17 protein-coding genes and 1 tRNA gene are annotated in these 19,404 nt (G+C 58.5%); 13 read left to right on the top strand and 5 right to left on the bottom strand.

Features of this window, described 5'->3' with window-relative positions; genetic code table 11:
• Positions 1–26: 26 nt before the first annotated feature.
• The 3 genes from ACESY8_RS13215 to ACESY8_RS13205 all read right to left on the bottom strand — a co-directional run bounded on the left by ACESY8_RS13215 (position 27) and on the right by ACESY8_RS13205 (position 3,005).
• The gene (locus tag ACESY8_RS13215) at positions 27–1,190 is read right to left on the bottom strand and encodes an acyl-CoA dehydrogenase (protein ID WP_007493351.1); all 1,164 of its coding nucleotides are present in this window, start codon (positions 1,188–1,190) and stop codon (positions 27–29) included.
• A 99-nt stretch (positions 1,191–1,289) separates the two neighbouring features.
• Positions 1,290–2,141 (bottom strand): 3-hydroxybutyryl-CoA dehydrogenase, encoded by an 852-nt coding sequence (locus tag ACESY8_RS13210; RefSeq protein ID WP_024723552.1) that lies wholly within the window; start codon positions 2,139–2,141, stop codon positions 1,290–1,292.
• An 87-nt stretch (positions 2,142–2,228) separates the two neighbouring features.
• Positions 2,229–3,005, bottom strand: coding sequence for an enoyl-CoA hydratase-related protein (locus tag ACESY8_RS13205; protein WP_007493348.1), 777 nt, complete (start codon positions 3,003–3,005; stop codon positions 2,229–2,231).
• A 566-nt stretch (positions 3,006–3,571) separates the two neighbouring features.
• Between ACESY8_RS13205 and ACESY8_RS13200 the strand changes: the two genes are divergently transcribed.
• Positions 3,572–5,107 carry a putative polysaccharide biosynthesis protein gene (locus ACESY8_RS13200; protein WP_131971410.1) on the top strand — a complete coding sequence of 512 codons (1,536 nt, stop codon included), beginning with the start codon at positions 3,572–3,574 and terminating at the stop codon, positions 5,105–5,107.
• A 64-nt stretch (positions 5,108–5,171) separates the two neighbouring features.
• Positions 5,172–6,203: a Gfo/Idh/MocA family protein gene (locus ACESY8_RS13195; RefSeq protein WP_204682170.1), complete on the top strand. Its 1,032-nt coding sequence runs from the start codon at positions 5,172–5,174 to the stop codon at positions 6,201–6,203.
• 43 nt (positions 6,204–6,246) lie between these two features.
• Here the strand turns inward: ACESY8_RS13195 and ACESY8_RS13190 are convergent, their stop codons facing one another.
• A complete protein-coding gene (locus tag ACESY8_RS13190) occupies positions 6,247–7,092 on the bottom strand; it encodes a pyridoxamine kinase (RefSeq protein WP_204682172.1) in 846 nt (281 codons plus the stop codon).
• A 103-nt stretch (positions 7,093–7,195) separates the two neighbouring features.
• Here ACESY8_RS13190 and ACESY8_RS13185 point away from each other — a divergent pair.
• The 4 genes from ACESY8_RS13185 (at position 7,196) to ACESY8_RS13170 (ending at position 10,012) form a co-directional block, all read left to right on the top strand.
• Positions 7,196–7,281: transfer RNA gene (locus ACESY8_RS13185), tRNA-Leu, on the top strand.
• 246 nt (positions 7,282–7,527) lie between these two features.
• Entirely contained in the window at positions 7,528–7,968 is a 441-nt protein-coding gene (locus ACESY8_RS13180; protein WP_082382951.1) for a hypothetical protein, read from the top strand.
• Position 7,969: 1 nt separating this feature from the next.
• Positions 7,970–8,266 carry a hypothetical protein gene (locus ACESY8_RS13175; RefSeq protein WP_152970535.1) on the top strand — a complete coding sequence of 99 codons (297 nt, stop codon included), beginning with the start codon at positions 7,970–7,972 and terminating at the stop codon, positions 8,264–8,266.
• 627 nt (positions 8,267–8,893) lie between these two features.
• Positions 8,894–10,012 carry a hypothetical protein gene (locus tag ACESY8_RS13170; protein WP_434307890.1) on the top strand — a complete coding sequence of 373 codons (1,119 nt, stop codon included), beginning with the start codon at positions 8,894–8,896 and terminating at the stop codon, positions 10,010–10,012.
• 104 nt (positions 10,013–10,116) lie between these two features.
• Here ACESY8_RS13170 and ACESY8_RS13165 read toward each other — a convergent pair whose 3' ends face one another.
• On the bottom strand, positions 10,117–10,296 hold the full coding sequence (locus ACESY8_RS13165) for a hypothetical protein (RefSeq protein ID WP_152970536.1): 180 nt from the start codon (positions 10,294–10,296) through the stop codon (positions 10,117–10,119).
• 241 nt (positions 10,297–10,537) lie between these two features.
• Here ACESY8_RS13165 and ACESY8_RS13160 point away from each other — a divergent pair, with 241 nt between their 5' ends.
• The 7 genes from ACESY8_RS13160 (at position 10,538) to ACESY8_RS13130 (ending at position 19,376) form a co-directional block, all read left to right on the top strand.
• The gene (locus ACESY8_RS13160; protein WP_434307889.1) at positions 10,538–12,019 is read left to right on the top strand and encodes a sigma-54 interaction domain-containing protein; all 1,482 of its coding nucleotides are present in this window, start codon (positions 10,538–10,540) and stop codon (positions 12,017–12,019) included.
• Between the two features lie 297 nt (positions 12,020–12,316).
• Positions 12,317–13,378, top strand: a complete 1,062-nt coding sequence (gene ord, locus ACESY8_RS13155) for a 2,4-diaminopentanoate dehydrogenase (protein ID WP_035300013.1) — start codon at positions 12,317–12,319, stop codon at positions 13,376–13,378.
• Positions 13,379–13,459: 81 nt separating this feature from the next.
• Entirely contained in the window at positions 13,460–13,759 is a 300-nt protein-coding gene (gene ortA, locus ACESY8_RS13150) for a 2-amino-4-oxopentanoate thiolase subunit OrtA (protein ID WP_007488541.1), read from the top strand.
• Positions 13,759–15,174, top strand: coding sequence for a 2-amino-4-oxopentanoate thiolase subunit OrtB (ortB, locus tag ACESY8_RS13145; protein ID WP_054339476.1), 1,416 nt, complete (start codon positions 13,759–13,761; stop codon positions 15,172–15,174). Before ortA ends, ortB begins: the two co-directional genes overlap by 1 nt.
• A gap of 18 nt (positions 15,175–15,192) precedes the next feature.
• Positions 15,193–15,555, top strand: a complete 363-nt coding sequence (locus ACESY8_RS13140) for an ornithine aminomutase subunit alpha (RefSeq protein WP_007488539.1) — start codon at positions 15,193–15,195, stop codon at positions 15,553–15,555.
• Between the two features lie 2 nt (positions 15,556–15,557).
• On the top strand, positions 15,558–17,774 hold the full coding sequence (gene oraE, locus ACESY8_RS13135) for a D-ornithine 4,5-aminomutase subunit OraE (protein WP_044938928.1): 2,217 nt from the start codon (positions 15,558–15,560) through the stop codon (positions 17,772–17,774).
• Between the two features lie 174 nt (positions 17,775–17,948).
• Positions 17,949–19,376 carry a basic amino acid/polyamine antiporter gene (locus ACESY8_RS13130; protein WP_054339477.1) on the top strand — a complete coding sequence of 476 codons (1,428 nt, stop codon included), beginning with the start codon at positions 17,949–17,951 and terminating at the stop codon, positions 19,374–19,376.
• Positions 19,377–19,404 lie beyond the last annotated feature (28 nt).

Raw genomic sequence — 19,404 nt, 5'->3', positions numbered from 1 at the left:
ATATCGTAATTTTCCCTCCAGTTCCTTTAGTTCACGCCCAGGTTGGCGGAGATGACCATGCGCTGCACCTCGCTGGTACCCTCGTAGATCTCGGTGATCTTCGCGTCGCGCATCATGCGCTCCATGGGGTACTCACGGGTGTAGCCATAGCCGCCGAACAGCTGCACGCAGCGGCGGGTCACGTCGCTGGCCGTCTCAGCCGCCACCAGCTTGGCCATGGCGGCGTCCACAGTGTAGGGCTCGTGGTTCTCCTTCTTCATGGCCGCGGAGTACACCAGCCACTTGGCCGCCTCGGTCTTGGCGTGCATGTCAGCCAGCTGGAACTGGGTGTTCTGGAACTGGGAGATGCGCCGGCCGAACTGGACGCGCTCCTTGGTGTACTTGATGGTCTCCTCGATGGCTCCCTCGGCCAGACCCAGGGCCTGGGAGGCAATACCGATACGGCCGCCGTCCAGGGTCTTCATGGCGATGCCGAAGCCCTTGCCCTGCTTGCCCAGCAGGCGGTCCTTGGGGATAATGCAGTCCTCCATAATCAGCTCACAGGTGGAGGAGCCCTTGATGCCCATCTTCTTCTCGTGCTTGCCCACGGAGAAGCCGGGGTCGGTGCGCTCCACGATGAAGGCGGAGATCTCCTTCTTCTTGCGGCCGCGCTTGTCGGTGGTAACGCCGGTGATGGCAAAGATCACGAACACGTTGGCGTAGCCGGCGTTGGTGATGAAGATCTTGGAGCCGTTGAGGATCCAGTTCTCCCCCTTCTCGTCCAGCACGGCGGTGGTCTGCTGGCCCTGGGCATCGGTGCCGGCGCCAGGCTCGGTCAGGCCGAACGCGCCGATCCACTCGCCGGAGCACAGCTTGGGCAGGTAATACTTCTTCTGCTCCTCGGTGCCGTTCTCATAGATGGGAGCGCAGCACAGGGAGGTGTGGGCGGAGATGATAACGCCGGTGGTGCCGCAGACCTTGCTCATCTCCTCGACGGCCATGACATAGGACAGAACGTCCGCGCCGGCACCGCCGTACTCCTTGGGGAAATAGATGCCCATCATCCCCAGCTTCGCCATCTTCTTGACGGTCTCCTCGGGGAACGCCTCGTTCTCGTCCACCCACTCGGCCAGGGGCTTGACTTCATTTTCGGCGAAGTCACGGTACATCTTGCGGAGCATTTCCTGCTCTCTGGAAAGGTGCAGATCCATTTGTTGCCTTCCTCCTAAGATTTATATTTCAGAACGGGCGGGCGGGAGTCAGGGGCTCCCGCCCGTCGTTGCTCGCATAGGGAACTGCGTCTGCCCTGTTTACTTTTTGGAGTAGTCGTAGAAGCCGATGCCGGTCTTACGGCCCAGCTTGCCGGCGCGGACCATCTTGCGCAGCAGCAGGGAGGCGCGGTACTTGGGATCGTGGGTCTCGTCGTACAGGGTGTCCATGATGGCCAGGCATACGTCCAGGCCGATCAGATCGCCCAGGGCCAGGGGGCCCATGGGGTGGTTGGCGCCCAGCTTCATGGCGGTGTCCACGCCCTCCACACTGGCCACGCCGGTGTAGACCAGGTCGATGCCCTCGTTGATCATGGGAACCAGAATCTTGTTCACCACAAAGCCGGGGGCCTCATTGACTTCAACGGGCTCCTTGCCGATGGCGGCGGCCAGCTCGGCAATGGTCTTGTAGGTCTCATCGGAGGTGTGGGCGCCCCGGATGACCTCCACCAGCTTCATGACGGTGGCGGGGTTAAAGAAGTGCATGCCGATGAACTTGTCGGCCCGCTTGGTGGCCGCCGCGATGGCGGTGATGGAGATGGAGGACGTGTTGGAGGCCAGGATGGTCTCCGGCTTGCAGAGGCTGTCCAGCTCCGCGAAGATGCTCTTCTTGATGTCCAGGTTCTCGATGGCGGCCTCCACCACCAGATCGGCATCGGCAGCGGCGGCCAGCTCGGTGGTGAAGCTCATGTGGGACAGGATCTCAGCCTTCTTGGCCTCGTCCAGCTTGCCCTTGCTCACCAGCTTATCCAGGCCCTTGTTCAGCCGGGCCTCGCTGGCCTGGATGATCTCGTCCTTGATGTCGCGCACCACAACGTCATAGCCGTTGCGGGCAAATACCTGGGCGATGTCCAGCCCCATGGTACCGCCGCCGATGACCACAATCTTCTTCATAGTAAAAAACCTCTTTTCTATTGGTTTGATCAGAACATTCCATACCTGGTCGGACAGGTTTGCGATGACAGGCGTCATATGTACCGTTTACCGGTTCTGGAAGTGCTTCTCAGCCCGCTTCTCCAGGAACGCGCCCATGCCCTCGTTCTTGTCCTCGGTGCCGCAGGTAACGCCGAAGGCCTCGGCCTCGAAAGCGGAGCCGGTGTGGATGTCGGTCTGCATGCCCATGCGGATGCAGCGCTTGGATTCGCACACGGCGATCTGGGCGTTGGCGCAGATCGCGTTGGCCAGCTCCATGGCCTTATCCATCAGCTCCTCGGCGGGGTAGACCTCGCTGACCAGGCCGATGGCCTTGGCCTCGTCGGCCTTGATGGTCTTGGCCGTCAGAATCAGCTCCATAGCCTTGCTGACGCCCACGATGCGGGGCAGCCGCTGGGTGCCGCCGAAGCCGGGAGTAATGCCCAGGCCCACCTCGGGCTGGCCGAACCGGGCCTTCTCGCTGGCCAGTCGGATGTCGCAGGCCATGCTCAGCTCACAGCCGCCGCCCAGGGCGAAGCCGTTTACCGCCGCAATCACGGGCTTGGACAGGTTCTCCAGCTTGAGGAACACGCCGCCGCCGTGCACGCCGAACTTCTTGCCGTCGATCGAGGAGAAGCCCTTCATCTCACCGATGTCGGCTCCCGCCACAAAGGAGCGGCCCGCGCCGGTCAGAATCATCACATAGATCTCATCGTCCGCCGCCACCTGGTCGATAACCGCGTCCAGATCGCTCAGAACCTGGCTGTTCAGGGCGTTCAGGGCCTCCTGACGGTCGATCGTCACGATGCCCACATGGCCCTGCTTTTCCAGCTTCACAAATCCCATTTGTTCTGCCTCCTTAATCCAATATCAAAGCCTGCGATTATAATCGTTATTTTTTTAACACAAACCTTCCTAATAAGTATACTGCTTTCCACGCCAACAGGCAAGTGAAATGCAAGAAAAAAGCGTTATTTTTTTATCAAAATTTGTGGTCAGGATGCATAAATCAGGAAAAGGCCACTCCAGATCTCTCAGGATAATCAGCAAACCGGCCGGTTTTTCATGGCAGACCAGCCGGGCGGTCTCCACTCATACCCGCAGCCCGGCAGCGCATCCCGCACAGGCAGATCGGCCAGGGACAGGAACATGGGGCGGTATCCATTGCCCATGTGGAAGGCCCGGTATGCTGGGCCCGGTGCCCTCCCGCAGTGTTTGAACAGGAGAGCCGGCGCGCTGCTGGGGAACATCAGGGCACATGGATCACTTTGGCCGCCACGGTTGGCCCTTTCTTCCATACTACAAAGTATGAATGGATTTATCATACGCGCTTGCGGCCGTTTTGTCAAAGATTTTCCCGCGTATGGGGGACAACCCGTGGTGAATAGGGTTTAGGGAAAGGAGGGTGCGCCTTGAAACTCGACCGTACCTCTATGCTCTACGGTACCCTGATCCTCACGGGCACCAGTATCGTCTCCCAATTTCTCGGGTTCGTGTACCGCATCCTGCTCTCCCGGCTGATCGGCGCGGAGGTCATGGGGCTGTACCAGCTCATCATGCCGGTGTTCTCCGTCATCATGGCCCTCACCGCCGTGGGTCTGACGGTGGCAGTGTCCAACCTCTCCTCCCAGTATCACGCCAGGGGCAACCGGGCCGCCATCGCCCAGGTGCTCCGCCGCTGCCTGGCGGTGTTTCTCCTCCTCTTTGCGGCGGTGGCTGCGGTGGTGGTCCTGCTCTACGACCCCATCTCGGTCTATCTGCTGGGGGACGCCCGCACCCAGCTGGGCCTGCTGCTCCTGCTGCCCTGCATCCTGCTCACCGGGGTGGAAAACCTGCACAAGCACTTCTTCTACGGCACGGGCAACATCCGTCCGCCGGCGGCGGTGGAGCTGTGTGAACAGTTCATCCGCACCGGAGCGGTGCTGGGGCTGCTGGTGGTCTTTCTCCCCCAGAACCCGGAGCGGACGGTGGGGCTGATTGTCACCGGCATGATCCTGTGCGAGCTGTTCTCCGCCGTTACCCTGCTCCTGCTGGCCCGGCGGCACCTGAACCGGGCGGGCGGCCTGACCGGCGCGCCGCTGGAGCACCGGCAGCTCAACCGCCGCATCGCCTCCATCGCCGTCCCTATCGGGCTGACCAGCCTGCTGGGCAACCTAATGGGCTCGGCCACCTCTGTGCTCATCCCCCAGCGGCTGGTCCACGCGGGGGCGGAGGTCTCGGAGGCCATGAGCGCCTTCGGCGTGCTGTGCGGCATGACCCTGCCCATGCTCTGCCTGCCCACCGCCTTCATCGGGGCGCTGGGCCTGGTGCTGGTGCCCAAGCTGGCTGAAGGCGCCGCCCTGGGGCAGCGGGGTCTGGTGCAGCACCGGGTGGACCGCTCCATGCTGGCCACCTCGGTGCTGATCCTCCCCGCCATGGCCTTTCTGGTGGTGCTGGGCCCCACCCTGGGCGCCGCCCTGTTCCGGGAACCCACCGTGGGCCGCTCTATTCTCCCCCTGTCCGTCGGGGTGCTCCTGTCCTGCTACCAGTCCGTCCTCGCCTCCGCCCTCAACGGCGTGGGCCGTCCGGGGGCCGCCGCCCGCAACTCCATCCTCTGCGGCGTGGTGCAGCTCGGCTGTACCTTCTTCCTCATGGGCCTGCCCGGCGTGGGGCTCAGGGGCTATGTGGCGGGCTTTCTCGCCTCCGCCGCCCTGGGGGTACTCCTCAACTGGTGGGCCGTCCGCCGGGCCACCGGCCTGCGGGCCCAGATTTTTCAGTGGTGCACCGCCCCCGCCCTCTCCGCCCTGCTCATGGGGCTGGTGATCAACCTTCTGTTCCAGGTGCTCCGCCGCGCCGGCCTGGAGGCTCTCCCCGCTGCCTTAGCCTGCCTGCTGTTCGGCGGCGTGCTCTACCTGGCCGCCCTCCAGGCCCAGGGCATCCACCTGCGCCGCCTGTTCCGCCTGCGCTGAAACCGCTTTGCAAACGTCCCGCTCCGTGCTATGATGGAGTGAAGCTGAAAAAAGGAGCGGACGTATGGGAATTCGGATTGGAATCGTCGGCGCGGGCACCACGGTGGCCATCGCCGACCGGCATGTGGAGGGCTTTCTGGCCCAGGCGGGGCGCTGTACCGTCACCGCTGTGTGCAGCCGCACCCTGGAGGGCTGCCGGCGGCTGTGCATCCGGCACGGGCTTGACGGGGTACGGATGACCACCCGCCTGGAGGAGCTGCTGGACGTGGTGGACGCAGTGGTGCTCTGCACTCCCAACCAGTTCCACCTGCCCTATACCGAGCGCGCGGTGGAGCGGGGCAAGGCCGTGCTTCTGGAAAAACCCCTGGGGCTCCAGACCGCCCCGCCGGGGCAGGCGGAGCGGCTGCTGGCCCGGCGGGATGCCAGGGTGATGGTGGCCTATGTCTACCGCTATACCGCCGTGGTGGAGCGGCTGCGCGCGCTCCTCCGCCAGCGGATGGGGCGGGTCTATCTGGCCCAGGCCAGCCAGGGCGGCACCCGCCTGGCCGACCCCGCGGTCCCTCTGGAGTGGCGGATGCGCCGCTCCGCCTCCGGCAGCGGTGCTCTGGGCGACTTCGGCAGCCACCTGCTGGACCTGCTCCAATATGCAGCGGGCGTGGAGCTGGCCGAGGCCGCCGGCTACGGCGGCACCTTCCTCCCCAACCGCCGGCCGGACGGCCAGGGAAACACCTGTGTGGAGAACGACGACGCCTTCGTGTTCTGCGGCCGGGGAACCGGCGGGGCGCTGTGCAGCGTCTCCGTCAGCCGGGTGGGACTGGACGGCATCCACCTGTGCATCTCCGGCGAGGGCGGGCTTCTCCGCGCCAGTGTGGAGGAAGGCGTCCTCACTTACTGGCCCAAGGCCCCGGACGGTCCCTACGCCCCGGAGGGGGAGGCGCGTTCGGAGCACCTCGCCGAGCCGCCCGGGCTCCGCTTTGCGCGGCAGGCCGCGGCGTTTTTGGATCTGGTGGAGGGCCGCCCGGTGGAGTACTGCACCCTGGAGCAGGCCGTCCGTCTGGAGCGCCTGCTCACCCGCCTGGACCAGTCCGCCCAATAGACAAATCCCCATGCCGCCGAAGTACGGCGGCATGGGGATTCCCTTATCTCTGCATCAGCTCTCCCAGCAGCGGCTCGAACTGGACCCCCTCCAGAACCGGGGTGCCCAGCGCCAGGGTGTGGGCTGCGCACCGCTGGACAAACTCCGCCGCCCGCTGGGCCGCTGTCTCCAGCGGCTCCCCCTGGAGCATCGCCCCCAGCACCACGCTGGCGAAAAGGTCGCCGGTTCCGGGGAACTGGGCCGGCTCCTGCCTGGCCATAGCAAAGCGGATGCGCCCTGTGGCCCGGTCGAAGCAGCCCGCGCCGATGGCGCCCGGCCGGAGGCTCACCCCGGTGAGCACCACCGAGCGCCGCCCATCCAGGCTCAGCCGCTCCAGCCACGCCCGCAGCCCCTCCTCGTCCCGGGGCAGATCGGCGTAGTCCTCCTCCAGCAGCAGCGCCGCCTCGGTCAGGTTGGGGGTGATCACGTCCGCCTGGGCCGCCAGATCCCGCATACGCCCGCACAGCTCCGGCGTGTAGGTGCGGTAGGGCTTCCCGTGGTCCCCCATCACCGGGTCCACCAGCACCAGCGTCCCCTCCCGGCGGAACTGGCGGTAGAAGTCCTCAATCAGTCCGATCTGCCCGGCAGAGCCCAGAAAGCCGCTGTAGATGGCGTCAAAGGTCACCCCCAGCTCCGCCCAGTGGGCCGCCGTCCCCGCCATCTGGCCGGTCAGATCCAGAAAGGTGGCCTTCTCGCTGGCCGGAAACGCGGTGTGGGCGGAGAGGCAGGCGGTAAGCAGCGGGCAGCATTCCCCGCCCATGGCGGCCAATACCGGCAGCACCACCGTGGTGGAGCAGCGGCCGAAGCCGGAGATATCCTGAATCGCGGCAATCCGCGGAGCACGTTTCATGGTCGGTTTCCCCCTTGCGGTTTACGTTCTTCTCTATTATAACTGCCCGCTCCGCAGAGTGCAATTGACAATTTTGCACGGGAATAGTATACTGAGTTATCATGCGGGCGTGGTGGAACTGGCAGACTCGACGGATTTAGGTTCCGTTACCTTCATGGTGTGCGGGTTCGACTCCCGCCGCCCGCACCATCGGAGTATCCTCCGGGATACTCCGATTTTTTTATTTCTAAAATTATTCTAAAAAAGTTGTACAGAAACATGCAGCTTTTTGCCTGTTTCCCCCTATATTATGAAAAATAATTTTCTTGTACTTTTAAGGGGGAATAACTGTTGTACTATAAGCGATATTTCGGCACAATACAAAAGAGTGCAGGACTACCAAGCTGGGTCAAATGAACGCACCATTCAGAGGGCAAAACTCACTGTGAGGAATGCTTGAGGCTGGATGACTGTTGGTTTCAGAAGGAAAAAGCTCCGCTTTGTCCGCACCATCCATACTGTCACTGCACATTAGACCCGATTCCTTATACCATTGTTGTCAGCAACGCTGCAGCACATAGCGCATACAGCAAATTTGACCCATATCTGTTTAATACCAGAGGTGAACATCCACACGGGAAAGATAAACTGTTTCATGAATGGGGCTATACAGTTGTGGATGCATTTTGGCTGCAAAAAGAAATAGAACGACAGGCAAGGGAAAAGTATGTATCTGGAAATTATGAATTGGGAAGGTTAAATTTCGCAGGTCAAAGAATAAGTATCAGAATTGAAATCCCGAGAAGAAATGGCGATGGAACAGTATCGTTTATATCAGGTTGGATGGTTGAGTCTACCGGCGAGATACGACTGACAACACCGTACGGAGGTGAATAAAATGCAGATGATGGATTGTGTTGAAGTGATTGTGGAAAAAGAAAGCTATGCCCGGGAAGGCGTACACAAAGGAATGCAGGGTTGGATCTGTTATGAACAAGAAGTAGACGGTTATTGGCTGGTCAATTTCCCGCAATACGGTGAGAAAAACGATATTGCAGAGATTGACATCAAGGAAGAGGACCTTAAATATCTTCCTAATGGCATGAATGTTAAACGGAATGAGCAAATCAAGGCGCAGTTTGATGCATTAGAAAAAGGCGGAGGATATTTCCGATTATATGATTTGATTGGATAAAACTCCTTGCTTCCCGCTTACAAACCATTGATATTACTATATTTTCCACAGATCCTTTCATGACACTCAGACCACGTCGGAGCAAACGTCAAATCGTTTGCTCCGACTTTTTTAAAAAGTCAGAGCGCATTTATTTTGCTGCTCCTCCTTCCCAAATCACAACCGCTGCGCTGGGTTGTGATTTGGGATCGCCGCTCTGCGGCGTTTTTCGATTTTGCAGAAATATCGGTTTTAACCATTATTCGCATAAAAATAACCAGACCTTTCGGTGTGGTTATTTTTATGAATACCGTGAGGACTTCACATACCCGGCGGAAGTGAATTCCGCCTGCGCCAAGGTTTTTGAATGCCCCCACCCAATTCGAACAGTTTACATGAGACTGGCGGATAGGGGGGTATAGCTGAAAGCCTTATCATGACAGGACTTTCAGCTATTTCTGTATTCACTTCGGAGATGAGGCATGAAAGTGCAAACGAGCTGAAATCGAGATACAAAATGGAAGATTTTTGGGATCTGCCCCCCCTGTGTCATAACCACATGAGATTAATATTGAGTTGCATAAAATAGGAATACTTGATATAATTACAGCAATACTCTGGGAGAAAAATGTGTAAAGGGTGGCTGTTATGACAGGAAAGCAGTGGTTTGCGCGACAGAAAAAAGAACAGATTGCGCAGCTAACATGTCAACTGGACGCACTGCTTCCTAGTATCTTGCGGCGCCATGCCTTCAGCAAAGACAATCCAGATGACTTCAAATCTCAGCAATTATCCCTCCACGCAAAAATCGGAGGGAAGCACACGACGTATCTTAATGTTACAGATGACGTGATAAGCTCACCTGAGGAATTTGCCGCCCGTTGGTTCCAGGGGCTTATAAACCACATAAAGACCGTCGATGCGGGAAAAGAGGCATCCAGGGCGGCGTATAAGTTTCAGCAGCAACTGACAAGTGATCCGGAACTCTTAGAATATGTGACTCTTTTTTTAAAGCGCACATATTGGCGCAACTGCGATGCCTTGGCAAAAAAACGCCCTAAAAAGGAAGAAGCAGCACTTTGGATTGGGCAAACAAATGCAAGCTATGGACTTCTCATCACCCCTCGTTTTAAAAATGGAGAATGGGAAAACGATGTCAGTGAAATTCGACATTTTAAACCAAACTACTGGACCATCGGACATGTCCTGGAGACAGGACTTGTCGTTCCCCATTCACCGCAAAGAATAGAGTTTTTTACGATAGAACAATACCTGGTATTTTTTCAAAATATTATGGTTCGACAAACGAGATCACCCTATGAAATGGAGATTGCCAAAAAGTATTGCGAGTTGGTGTTAAGCAGCAAGCAGCCATACGAAATTCCGCTCTTGATCCCAGAATTGCGATATGGCGGTCTTCAGACACAGCACAGGTATCGGTTGGATTTCACGATTATTAATCCCTATACATTGCAGAAACAGGGATTTGAATTTTCTCCCTGGTCAACACATGGGTACTTATCCAGGACAAAGGAAAAAAATCAAAAAGAAATCAATTTAGAGGCCAGAGCCAATTTTGAAAAAGAGATGCAGAAGCACAAAGAATATTACCGAAAGTTTAATATTTTTACTTTAATATATACAGACTCAGACCTGCAAAATCTCGATCAAATATTTGAAGAAATGCAACAGTATTTAAAGCCTGAGCACGAAAACAGACAGATACTTGAAGCGACACTTGAGGAATTCAAACGGTTTTCTTTATAGAATCAACCTTAATCCCAAGCCCTTATCAAAGTGCATTTTTTATCAACACAGGACATGTCGCCGCGGACGTCATATCGGGGCCACTTTTTTGTAAAAGTCACCGCTCACTCATTTTGTCGCGGCTCCTTTCCAAACCGCAACCGCTTTGCTGGGTTGCGATTTGGTTTTTGGTGCAGACCTGCAACCACTGCATCTTTTTTGTAGCCATCACCCGGCGAAGAAACCTGTCTTTGACTTCGGTCAAAGACAGGTTTCTTTCTATTTTGACTGTCATCATTGTCCATAGAGGATACGGTGTTTTCCCTGCCCGATCCAGATTGAAAAGAATTTGTAACAGCTAAAAAAGTTATTTGATTAGACCAAATAAAATTGCCCGCCGGCATCAAATCCAGAGCGGATTTTCCGGCTGCTGTGCATACTATCCTCTTTTGCCTCCGAGTTATAGCTGCCTGCACGGTGTGGTCTTAAGCGTCCTCTGCCTCCAGCCTGGTTTTTCAAGTGGTCAAAATCTGACGTTGAAATTCTGTGACTTTATATGTTATATTAGCTTTGATTACTTTTACGGGCTCTCGCAAAAGAGAGTCACAGCGTGTACTGGGAGATATCATAGTGCGTGAAAATGAATATAAGGAGATCCTGTCGGCGCTCTTAGGCCTTTTGAATGAAGGGGTTCATATTGTGGCCGGGCAGGGGACCTCCATTTTTTACAATTCCGTTATGGCCAGGATGGAACAGATGGAGCCGGCAGATGTGGTCGGCCGGCGTTTTGAGGATGCGTTTTCTCACATGGATCTGGAGTCCAGTACGATTTACCGTGCGCTCCAGGCCGGGGCATCCACCGTCAATCAGCCGCAGCGGTACATCAACGCCAGCGGCAAATATATTCACACCATTAATACTACCATTCCGGTCAAAGATGCCGACGGGAAGTTGCTCGCCGTGATCGAGGTAGCCAATGACGTAACTCAGCTGTCGGAGCTGTGCGACCGGCTGGCCCATCTGCAAAGTCAGGTGGGGACGCAGGAGACATCCAAAAAACAGAAGCTCAAACGCTATCACTTTTCCGATCTGATCGGGCGTGATCCCAAGTTCCAGAAGAGCATGGAGCGGGCCAAGCGGGCGGCGCAAAACGACATGCCGGTGCTGATCTACGGGGAGACGGGCACCGGAAAGGAGCTGTTCGCCCAGAGCATCCACTACGGTGGAACGCGGAGCGGGAAGCCCTTTATTGCGCAGAACTGCGCGGCCCTGCCCAGCAACCTGCTGGAGGGGCTTCTGTTCGGCACCGCCAAGGGCGGGTTCACCGGAGCGGTGGACCGGGCGGGCCTGTTTGAGCTGGCCAACCACGGTACGCTCCTGCTGGATGAGCTGAACTCCATGCCCTATGAGCTCCAGAGCAAGCTGCTCCGGGTCTTGCAGGAGTCCTACATCCGGCGGGTTGGGGGCTCAGAGGATATTCCGGTGGATGTCCGGGTAATCACTACTGTAAATGAAGACCCTGTCGACCTGATCCGCCAGGGAAAACTCCGTCAGGACCTATACTACCGCCTCAGCGTGGTCACCCTGAATATTCCGCCCCTGCGGGAACGCAGGGGCGATATCCCCTATCTGGCCCAGGCGCTGATTGAAAAGCACCATGCGAAGATGGGAAAGCGCCTGTCGGAGCTGCCGCGGGATGTGCTGCGCCAGCTCATGGAATACGACTACCCGGGAAACGTCCGGGAATTGGAGAACATCCTGATCCAGGCCATGTTCATGATGGATGGGGACAGCGGCTTTACAACAGAGCTCCTGGACCTGCCCGCGCCCGGCAAGGCCGTGGACCGGCGTGGCACAGACTTTCAGGCGGGCGAGTCCCTGCAGGACTATATCGAGCGCATTGAGGAGGAAACGATACGCACCATGTTCGACCGCTGCCGGGGGAACGTATCCCAGTGCGCAACCTGTCTGCATATGAAGCGGCAGACCCTTCAGCACAAGCTGAAAAAATATGGAATTCTTTATTAACGGCTTCTTGGGGGGCGCAAAAAAGTGGGCACAATGCCCATTTTTTTGCGCCTTGTCAACCTGTTTTGGTGCATGTTTGCCAGAGCAGCTCACAGGCCGTTTCAGAATAAAACTTTGTGGATGTCCTCTAAACCCCGGCTAATTGTCCATATAAATGGAAAATATAAGAATTTAATTGAAATATTATACAGATCAAAGGGTGCGCCGGAAAAACTGGCACACCCTTTGCTTTTTCTATCCGCAGACAGGACACAGAACCTGAACCACACGACCTGTAACGGAAAGGATGAATGCAGCATGAAAAATGTGAAGGTAATTCTCTGGGGACTGGGCGCCATGGGCGGCGGCATCGGCAAGATGCTCTGCAAAAAGCAGGGCGTGGATATTGTGGGCGCCATCGACATCGGCGCCAAGCTGGGCAAGAGCCTGTATGACGTGGTGCCCGGCATTGAGCGCGGCGACCGCGAGGACGTGATCGTGGGCACCGCCGAGGAGGTCATCCGGCCCGGCGCCGCCGATATCGTGGTGGTGTGCACCAACTCCTTTACCCGTGATGTCTATGACAAACTGGTGTTTGTTATGGAGCGGGGCATGAACGTCATCACCTCCGCCGAGGAGATGGCTTATCCCCAGGCCCAGGAGCCTGAGCTGGCGGCCAAGCTGGACGAGATCGCCAGGAGGAACGGCGTCACCGTGCTGGGCACCGGCATCAACCCCGGCCTTATCATGGATCTGCTGGTCATCCTGTGGACCGGCGCCTGCGAGAGCGTGGATCACATCGTCTCCCGCCGGGTGAACAGCCTGTCTCCCTTCGGCCCCGCCGTCATGGAGGAGCAGGGTATCGGCCTGGAGGTGGCCGAATTTGAGAAGCGGAAGGCTGCGGGCACCATGACCGGCCACGTGGGCTTTGCCGAGTCCATCCGCATGATCACCGACGCTCTGGGCTGGAAGCTGGATAAATTCGAGCAGGACATGGAGCCCATCGTCACCGACGTGGACCGCAAGTCCCCCTATGGCTTTGCCGCCGCCGGCCATGTGGCGGGCGTTGCCATGAAGGGCTGGGGCACCGTGGACGGCCAGGTGAAGATCGAAATGGACCACCCTCAGCAGATCGAACCCGAGCAGGTGGGCATCCATACCGGCGACTATGTGGAAATTCAGGGCATTCCCCCGGTCAACATGGTCAATACTCCCGAGATCGAGGGCGGAATCGGCACCATGGCCATGATCATGAACTGCATTCCCCACGTGATCAACGCCCGTCCCGGCCTGAAAACCATGGTCGACATCCCCGTGCCCCACGCCATCATGGGCGACATGCGGGACATGATCGACGAGGACTGCAAGCTGGTGAAGTAAGGAACCGTCCAATCGACTTGAAACGGTTACGGGCCCGGAGGAGCTTTCTCCTCCGGACCCGCGGAGAAAGGAAGCTGTGAAATGGTTCAAAAAGGAACATGGGTACGGATTAAGAAGATCCTGCTTCCAGTGGGCCAGCGTGCCCCTCAGGATCCTGAGGACACCAGAAATACCCCGCTGGTGATGTGGACAAAGGGATTCCTGGCGGCCGACGCCAATCTGGGAGACGAGGTGCAGGTCACCACGGCCGCAGACCGGGTGGAGACCGGCACGCTGGTGGAGGTCGACCCCTATTACACCCACAGCTATGGCAAGTGCGTGCCCGAGCTGGTGCAGATCGACCGCAATTACAGAGCATTCCTGTATGGAGGTGATAAGTGATGGCACTGGCAAAGGATTACGCCTCCGTGATGAGCCGCAAGGGCGAAATTATGAAGAAGGCCCTGGGCATGGATTTCTCCGCCTTTGAGAGCGGCTCCATCGCCTTTGACTACGAGAAGATGATGTCCTCTACGGGGTTCTCCATGGAGGAGGTAGAACGGGTGCAGGGGCTGACCGGAGTGGGCAATACCCCGCTCTTCACGCTGCGGAACCTGACCGCCCTGGCCCGCAAGTGCGCCAGGCCCGGCTATGGCGCCACCATCTGTGTGAAGGATGAGATGACCAACCCCTCCGGCTCCTTTAAGGCCCGCCGGGCCGCCTGTGCGGTGGCCTTTGCCAAGGCTCACGGCTATAAGGGCGTCATCGCCGCGACCTCCGGCAACTACGGCGCCGCCGTGGCCTCCCAGGCCGCGATGCAGGGCCTCAAGTGCATCATCGTCCAGGAGGCCTACGACTCCCGGGAGGTGGGCCAGCCCGAGATCATTGAGAAGGCCCGGGCCTGCGAGGCCATGGGAGCCGAGGTGGTGCAGATCACCGTGGGCCCCGAGCTCTTCTATGAGTCCCTCTCCCTGCTGGAGGACACCGGCTTCTTCAATGCTTCCCTCTATTCCCCCTTTGGCATCGCCGGCATCGAAACACTGGGCCATGAGATTGCCCTTCAGTGCCGCGCCCAGTTCGGCAGGGATCCCGATATGGTTGTGTGCACCAATGCCGGCGGCGGCATGGTTACCGGCACCGCCCGGGGCCTGCGGAAGGCGGGGGCCGGCCATACGCAGATCGTAGCCGCCTCAATTGATCTGACCGGCCTGCACATGGCCTCTGACACCCAGTTCAACCGGAAGTCCTGTACCACCGGCCACACCGGCTTCGGCGTCCCGTTTGCCAACTGGCCGGACCGCTCCGACGTGCCCCGTTCTGCCGCCCGTCCCCTGCGCTATATGGATCGCTATGTCACCGTGACGCAGGGCGAAGTTATGTGCATCACCGAGCTGCTGGCAAACCTGGAGGGCCTGGAGCGCGGCCCCGCCGGAAATACCTCTCTGGCCGCGGCCTTCTGCCTGGCTCAGGAGCTGCCGGAGGATCAGATCCTGGTAGTCAGCGAGACCGAGTACACCGGCGCGGGCAAGCATGTGCAGCCCCAGCTGGACTTTGCCCGGGAGAACGGCATCGAGGTGCGCTTTGGCAAGCCCGGCGAGGAGGTGCCCGGCGTCAGCGTGATCCTGCCCGCCGATCCCTATCAGTTCCAGGTCAGGGATCTGGATCTGGACAAGATGCGCCATTCCCTCATCAAGACGGCCCTAAAGACCTATACGGCCACCCCCACCGAGGCGGACTATGAGTTTCTGGCCCAGGAGACCAACAAGAGCGTGGATTGGGTCAGGGAGCAGGTGGCCGCCATCGTGCCCACACTTTGAGAGAGGAGCGTGACATCCATGAAGCGTGCCGATGATTTTGCTGAGAGAAGAAAGCATATCGCCAATCTGACCGACCAGGAGCTGTATGACCGCTTCTGGGCGCTGACCGAGCAGGTGGTTGCCCCGCTGCTGGAGCTGGGCCGCAGGAATACCACCCCCTCGGTAGAGCGTGCCGTGCTGCTGCGGATGGGCATCTCCTCTCTGGAAACCCAGAAGATTGTGGAGGGCTGTATGGATCACAGCCTGATGAGCCACGGCGCCGGCCATGTAGTCTACAAGCTGTCCAGGGAGAAGAATCTCTCCATTCCGGAGGCCGGACACCTGCTGGCCCAGGGGAAGTACTGGGATGAAGCCGCCGCGCTGTTCAAGGAGGGGAAGTAAGTATGTCTGAGATGACCCTGAAGCCCAACGAAAAGCTGGATGTACGCAACATCCTCAAGGATCTGGACAAGTACGAGCCCAAGCGCCGGGGATGGACCTGGCGCAAGCCCGCCCCCAACCTGGAGATGGGCCCCTTTACCTACCACGATGTGTCCGAGCCGCTGAAGCAGAGCGTCGGCCTTCCCCCGGCCAAGTACTTCGGCGATATCGACCCCCAGCCGCTTCCGGTCATCACGACCGAGATTGCCTCCGGCCGCTTTGAGGACGATATCCGCCGCATGCGCATGGCCGCCTGGCACGGCGCCGACCACATCATGGTCATCCGGCATATGGGCCAGTCCCACATCGACGGCCTGATGGAGGGCACCCCCCAGGGAATCGGCGGCGTTCCCATCACCCGCAAGCAGGTCCGCGCACAGCGTAAGGCGCTGGATCTCATCGAGGAGGAGGTGGGCCGCCCCATCAACTATCACTCCTATGTCTCCGGTGTAGCTGGCCCCGATGTGGCCGTCATGTTTGCCGAGGAAGGCATCAATGGCGCCCACCAGGATCCCCAGTACAACGTCCTCTACCGCGACATCAACTGCGTGCGCTCCTTCGTGGACGCCTGCGAGTCCAAGTCCATTATGGCCTGGGCCGGGATGCTGCAGATTGATGGCGCCCACAACGCAAACGCCACCGCCCGGGAGGCGTGGAAGGTTATGCCTGAGCTGATCGTGCAGCATGCCATCAATTCCCTGTTCTCCGAGCGGGTGGGCATGAAGCCGGAGAACATCAGCCTGTCCACCGTGCCCCCCACGGCCACTCCGGCCCCCTGCGTCTATACCGACCTGCCCTACGCCGTGGCGCTGCGGGACATCTGCGGGCGCTACAAGATGCGGGCCCAGCAGAACACGAAGTACATCTGCTCCTCCACCCGCGAGGCGACAGTGACCCACGTGCTGAACATGCTCATTTCAAAGCTGACCAGCGCGGACATCCAGTCCACCATCACCCCTGACGAGGGCCGCAACGTCCCCTGGCACATCTACAATATCGAGGCCATCGACAACGCCAAGCAGACCCTCATCGGTCTGGACGGCCTGATGGAGATGGTGGAGCTCAAAAAGGATGGCCCCCTGCGCGAGATGGCCCGTGAGCTCAAGGAGCGCGCCTGCCTGTTCATGGAGGAGATCGTGGAGGTCGGCGGCTACTTCAACGCTGTTCAGGAGGGCTTCTTCGTGGACTCCGCCAAGTACCCCGAGCGCAACGGCGACGGCATCGCCCGCAAGATTGAGGGCGGCGTGGGCTACGGCTACATCTTTGAGCGGGCCGAGGACTACATGGCCCCCGTCACTGCCCACTACGGCTACAACAACGTGGAGCAGTACGGCGGCGATCCGGCCAACCCCTCCGCCCTGATTGGCGGCTGCACGTTTGAGGACCGCAGCAAGATCGTCTACATCGACGAGCTGGATGAGGAGGACAACGTAAACGTCCGTCTGGACAAGGTAAAGAAGTATCTGGACGGAGAGGCCATCAAGCCCGAGGTGGAGTGGTGCGCCGACGGCACCATCCTGCTGACCATGTGTATCCCCGCTGAGAAGCGTGTGGCCGAGGCGGCGGCCCTGGAGATCGGCAAGCGGCTGGGTCTGGATCACCCTGAGGTGATCAGCAAGGAGGTTCTTCAGGAGGCGGAGGGTACCCGCATCGAGATGAAAGGCAAGCTGACCTTCGACGTGGATCCCACCAAGCTGGAGGTCCCCCCCGAGCCCCACCATCTGAGTGACGCCGTGCTTTACAAAGAGTTCGAGGAGCACCCCATGGTGGTGGTCTGCGGCACGGTAGGCGAGGATGAGCACTCCGTGGGCCTGCGGGAGATTATCAATATCAAGCACGGCGGCATTGAAAAGTGGGGGGTCAAGGTTCACTACCTGGGCACCTCCGTCCCGGTGGAAAAGCTGGTGGACGCGGCGGTGGAGCTGAACGCCAACGCCATTCTGGCCTCCACCATCATCTCCCACGATAACGTCCACTACAAGAATATGAAGCGCATCAACGAGCTGGCGGTGGAAAAGGGCATTCGTGACCGGGTAATCATCGCCGCCGGCGGCACCCAGGTCATCCCGGATGAGGCCGTCAAGACCGGCATTGACCAGGGCTTCGGCCGGGATTCCCATGGGATCGACGTGGCCACCTTCCTGGCAGAGGAGGCCATGCGCCGGAGAGGTGAGCTGTAAGCTCAAAGCAATCCCCGAACGGCTGGATTGCTCCATATCTATCCATGCCCCGGCGAAGGCCTGAAGGGGAGCCGGGGCAGGATAGGTTTCAGGTTCGTCTAAAATGCAGTCAAATGAAATGAACGGACCCCAACCCCATTCCCCAACCTGATTTTGGATTTAGGAGGAGCCTTCATGAGTCAAGAAACGACGAACAAAGCAGGCGGCGTTTCCTTTATCGGATTGCTTGGCCTGGTCATCGGCGCAACAATCGCAAGTGCGGTATTTGCATTCCCGGGCGACTTTGCTGCGGCCGGGGCCGGTTCCGGCGCTGTTCTGGTGGGCTGGCTGATAACCGGCATCGGTATGCTGGGGCTCTGCCTGGCCTTTTATTACTTAAACAAACTGAAGCCCGAGCTGAAGGGCGGCGTTTACAGCTATGCGCGCGCCGGCTTTGGTTCTTATGTGGGATTTAACTCCGCATGGGGTTATTGGTTAAGTGAGCTGCTCTCAAACATCTCGTTTTTGACACTTCTGTTCGCCTCGGTAGGACAATTTCTGCCCCTGTTCGGCGTAGGAAACAACATCCCGTCGGTCATTGGCATGTCCGTGGTATGGTGGATTGCTATTATCCTGGTGCTCCGCGGCACAAAGGAATCCACTGCGGTCAACCTGGTTTCCACCATCGCAAAAATTATCCCCATTCTGGTGCTGATCGTCGTCATTATTTTTGCCCGCGCCTTCTCCTTCGAGACCTTTATGCAGAACTTCTCGGGCAGCGAGGGCGGAATGAGCTTTGGCAAGCAGGTCATGGCGACCACCACCACCACAGTGTGGGCGTTTACCGGCATTGAAGGAGCCGTGGTAATCTCCGGCCGCGCCAAGCGTTCCAGCGACGTGGGCCGCGCCACGGTGATCGGCTTCCTTTCCGTACTGATTCTCTATATTATCATTTCCTTCCTGAGCGCCGGCGTGATGACCAATGAGGAGCTGGCCGCCCTGGGCAATCCCCCCATGGCCGGTATCCTGGAGCACGTGGTGGGCCCCTGGGGCGCTGCCCTGGTGAATATCGCCGTTATTATCTCCCTGCTGGGGGCCACGCTGGGCCACACCATCATGTGCACGGAGTGCCCATATGAGGCGGCCAAGAGCGGCGCGTTCTGCAAGGCGTTTACCCGAACCAATAAAAATGGCGCGCCTGTCTTCGCCATTGTCCTCACCAGCATCATTGCGCAGGTATTTCTGGTTCTGCTCTATTTCAATGAATCGACCTATCAGGTATTTTACTTCTTTGCCACCGGCATGATCATGGTGCCGTACTTCCTCAGCGCAATGTATTTCTGCAAGGTGGCGCTGAAGCAGGAGAACGGGCTGATCAAAGGAATTGGTATTTTCAACGCTGTTTACGCGGTCTGGATGGTCTTTGCCGCCGGCATCAGCGTCATGCTGGCAACCGTCCTGCTTTATGTGCCCGGTATCTTTGTCTATGCCAAGGGACAAAAGGAAAAGGGACTAAAAGTATTCGAGACAAAGGTTGATAAGGCCGTTTTTGTCGCCCTTCTGGCACTTCTGGTTATTTGTATCTACTTTGTGGCCACCGGCAGGATCAATCCGCTCGGCTGATTCGGCTGAATGTCGTCCTGTCCCGCGC

Source organism: Clostridium sp. ATCC BAA-442 (assembly GCF_964239415.1).
In the GTDB taxonomy this organism is placed as follows: domain Bacteria; phylum Bacillota; class Clostridia; order Oscillospirales; family Oscillospiraceae; genus Flavonifractor; species Flavonifractor plautii.
This window is presented reverse-complemented; position numbering and strand designations above follow the sequence as displayed.

What these genes read in the sequence shown, in the direction of transcription:
- ACESY8_RS13215 (WP_007493351.1), bottom strand. Translation starts at nt 1,190, where the DNA reads ATGGATCTGCACCTTTCCAGAGAGCAGGAAATGCTCCGCAAGATGTAC.
- ACESY8_RS13210 (WP_024723552.1), bottom strand. Translation starts at nt 2,141, where the DNA reads ATGAAGAAGATTGTGGTCATCGGCGGCGGTACCATGGGGCTGGACATC.
- ACESY8_RS13205 (WP_007493348.1), bottom strand. Translation starts at nt 3,005, where the DNA reads ATGGGATTTGTGAAGCTGGAAAAGCAGGGCCATGTGGGCATCGTGACG.
- ACESY8_RS13195 (WP_204682170.1), top strand. Translation starts at nt 5,172, where the DNA reads ATGGGAATTCGGATTGGAATCGTCGGCGCGGGCACCACGGTGGCCATC.
- ACESY8_RS13190 (WP_204682172.1), bottom strand. Translation starts at nt 7,092, where the DNA reads ATGAAACGTGCTCCGCGGATTGCCGCGATTCAGGATATCTCCGGCTTC.
- ACESY8_RS13175 (WP_152970535.1), top strand. Translation starts at nt 7,970, where the DNA reads ATGCAGATGATGGATTGTGTTGAAGTGATTGTGGAAAAAGAAAGCTAT.
- ACESY8_RS13170 (WP_434307890.1), top strand. Translation starts at nt 8,894, where the DNA reads ATGACAGGAAAGCAGTGGTTTGCGCGACAGAAAAAAGAACAGATTGCG.
- ACESY8_RS13165 (WP_152970536.1), bottom strand. Translation starts at nt 10,296, where the DNA reads ATGGACAATGATGACAGTCAAAATAGAAAGAAACCTGTCTTTGACCGA.
- ord (WP_035300013.1), top strand. Translation starts at nt 12,317, where the DNA reads ATGAAAAATGTGAAGGTAATTCTCTGGGGACTGGGCGCCATGGGCGGC.
- ortA (WP_007488541.1), top strand. Translation starts at nt 13,460, where the DNA reads ATGGTTCAAAAAGGAACATGGGTACGGATTAAGAAGATCCTGCTTCCA.
- ortB (WP_054339476.1), top strand. Translation starts at nt 13,759, where the DNA reads ATGGCACTGGCAAAGGATTACGCCTCCGTGATGAGCCGCAAGGGCGAA.
- ACESY8_RS13140 (WP_007488539.1), top strand. Translation starts at nt 15,193, where the DNA reads ATGAAGCGTGCCGATGATTTTGCTGAGAGAAGAAAGCATATCGCCAAT.
- oraE (WP_044938928.1), top strand. Translation starts at nt 15,558, where the DNA reads ATGTCTGAGATGACCCTGAAGCCCAACGAAAAGCTGGATGTACGCAAC.
- ACESY8_RS13130 (WP_054339477.1), top strand. Translation starts at nt 17,949, where the DNA reads ATGAGTCAAGAAACGACGAACAAAGCAGGCGGCGTTTCCTTTATCGGA.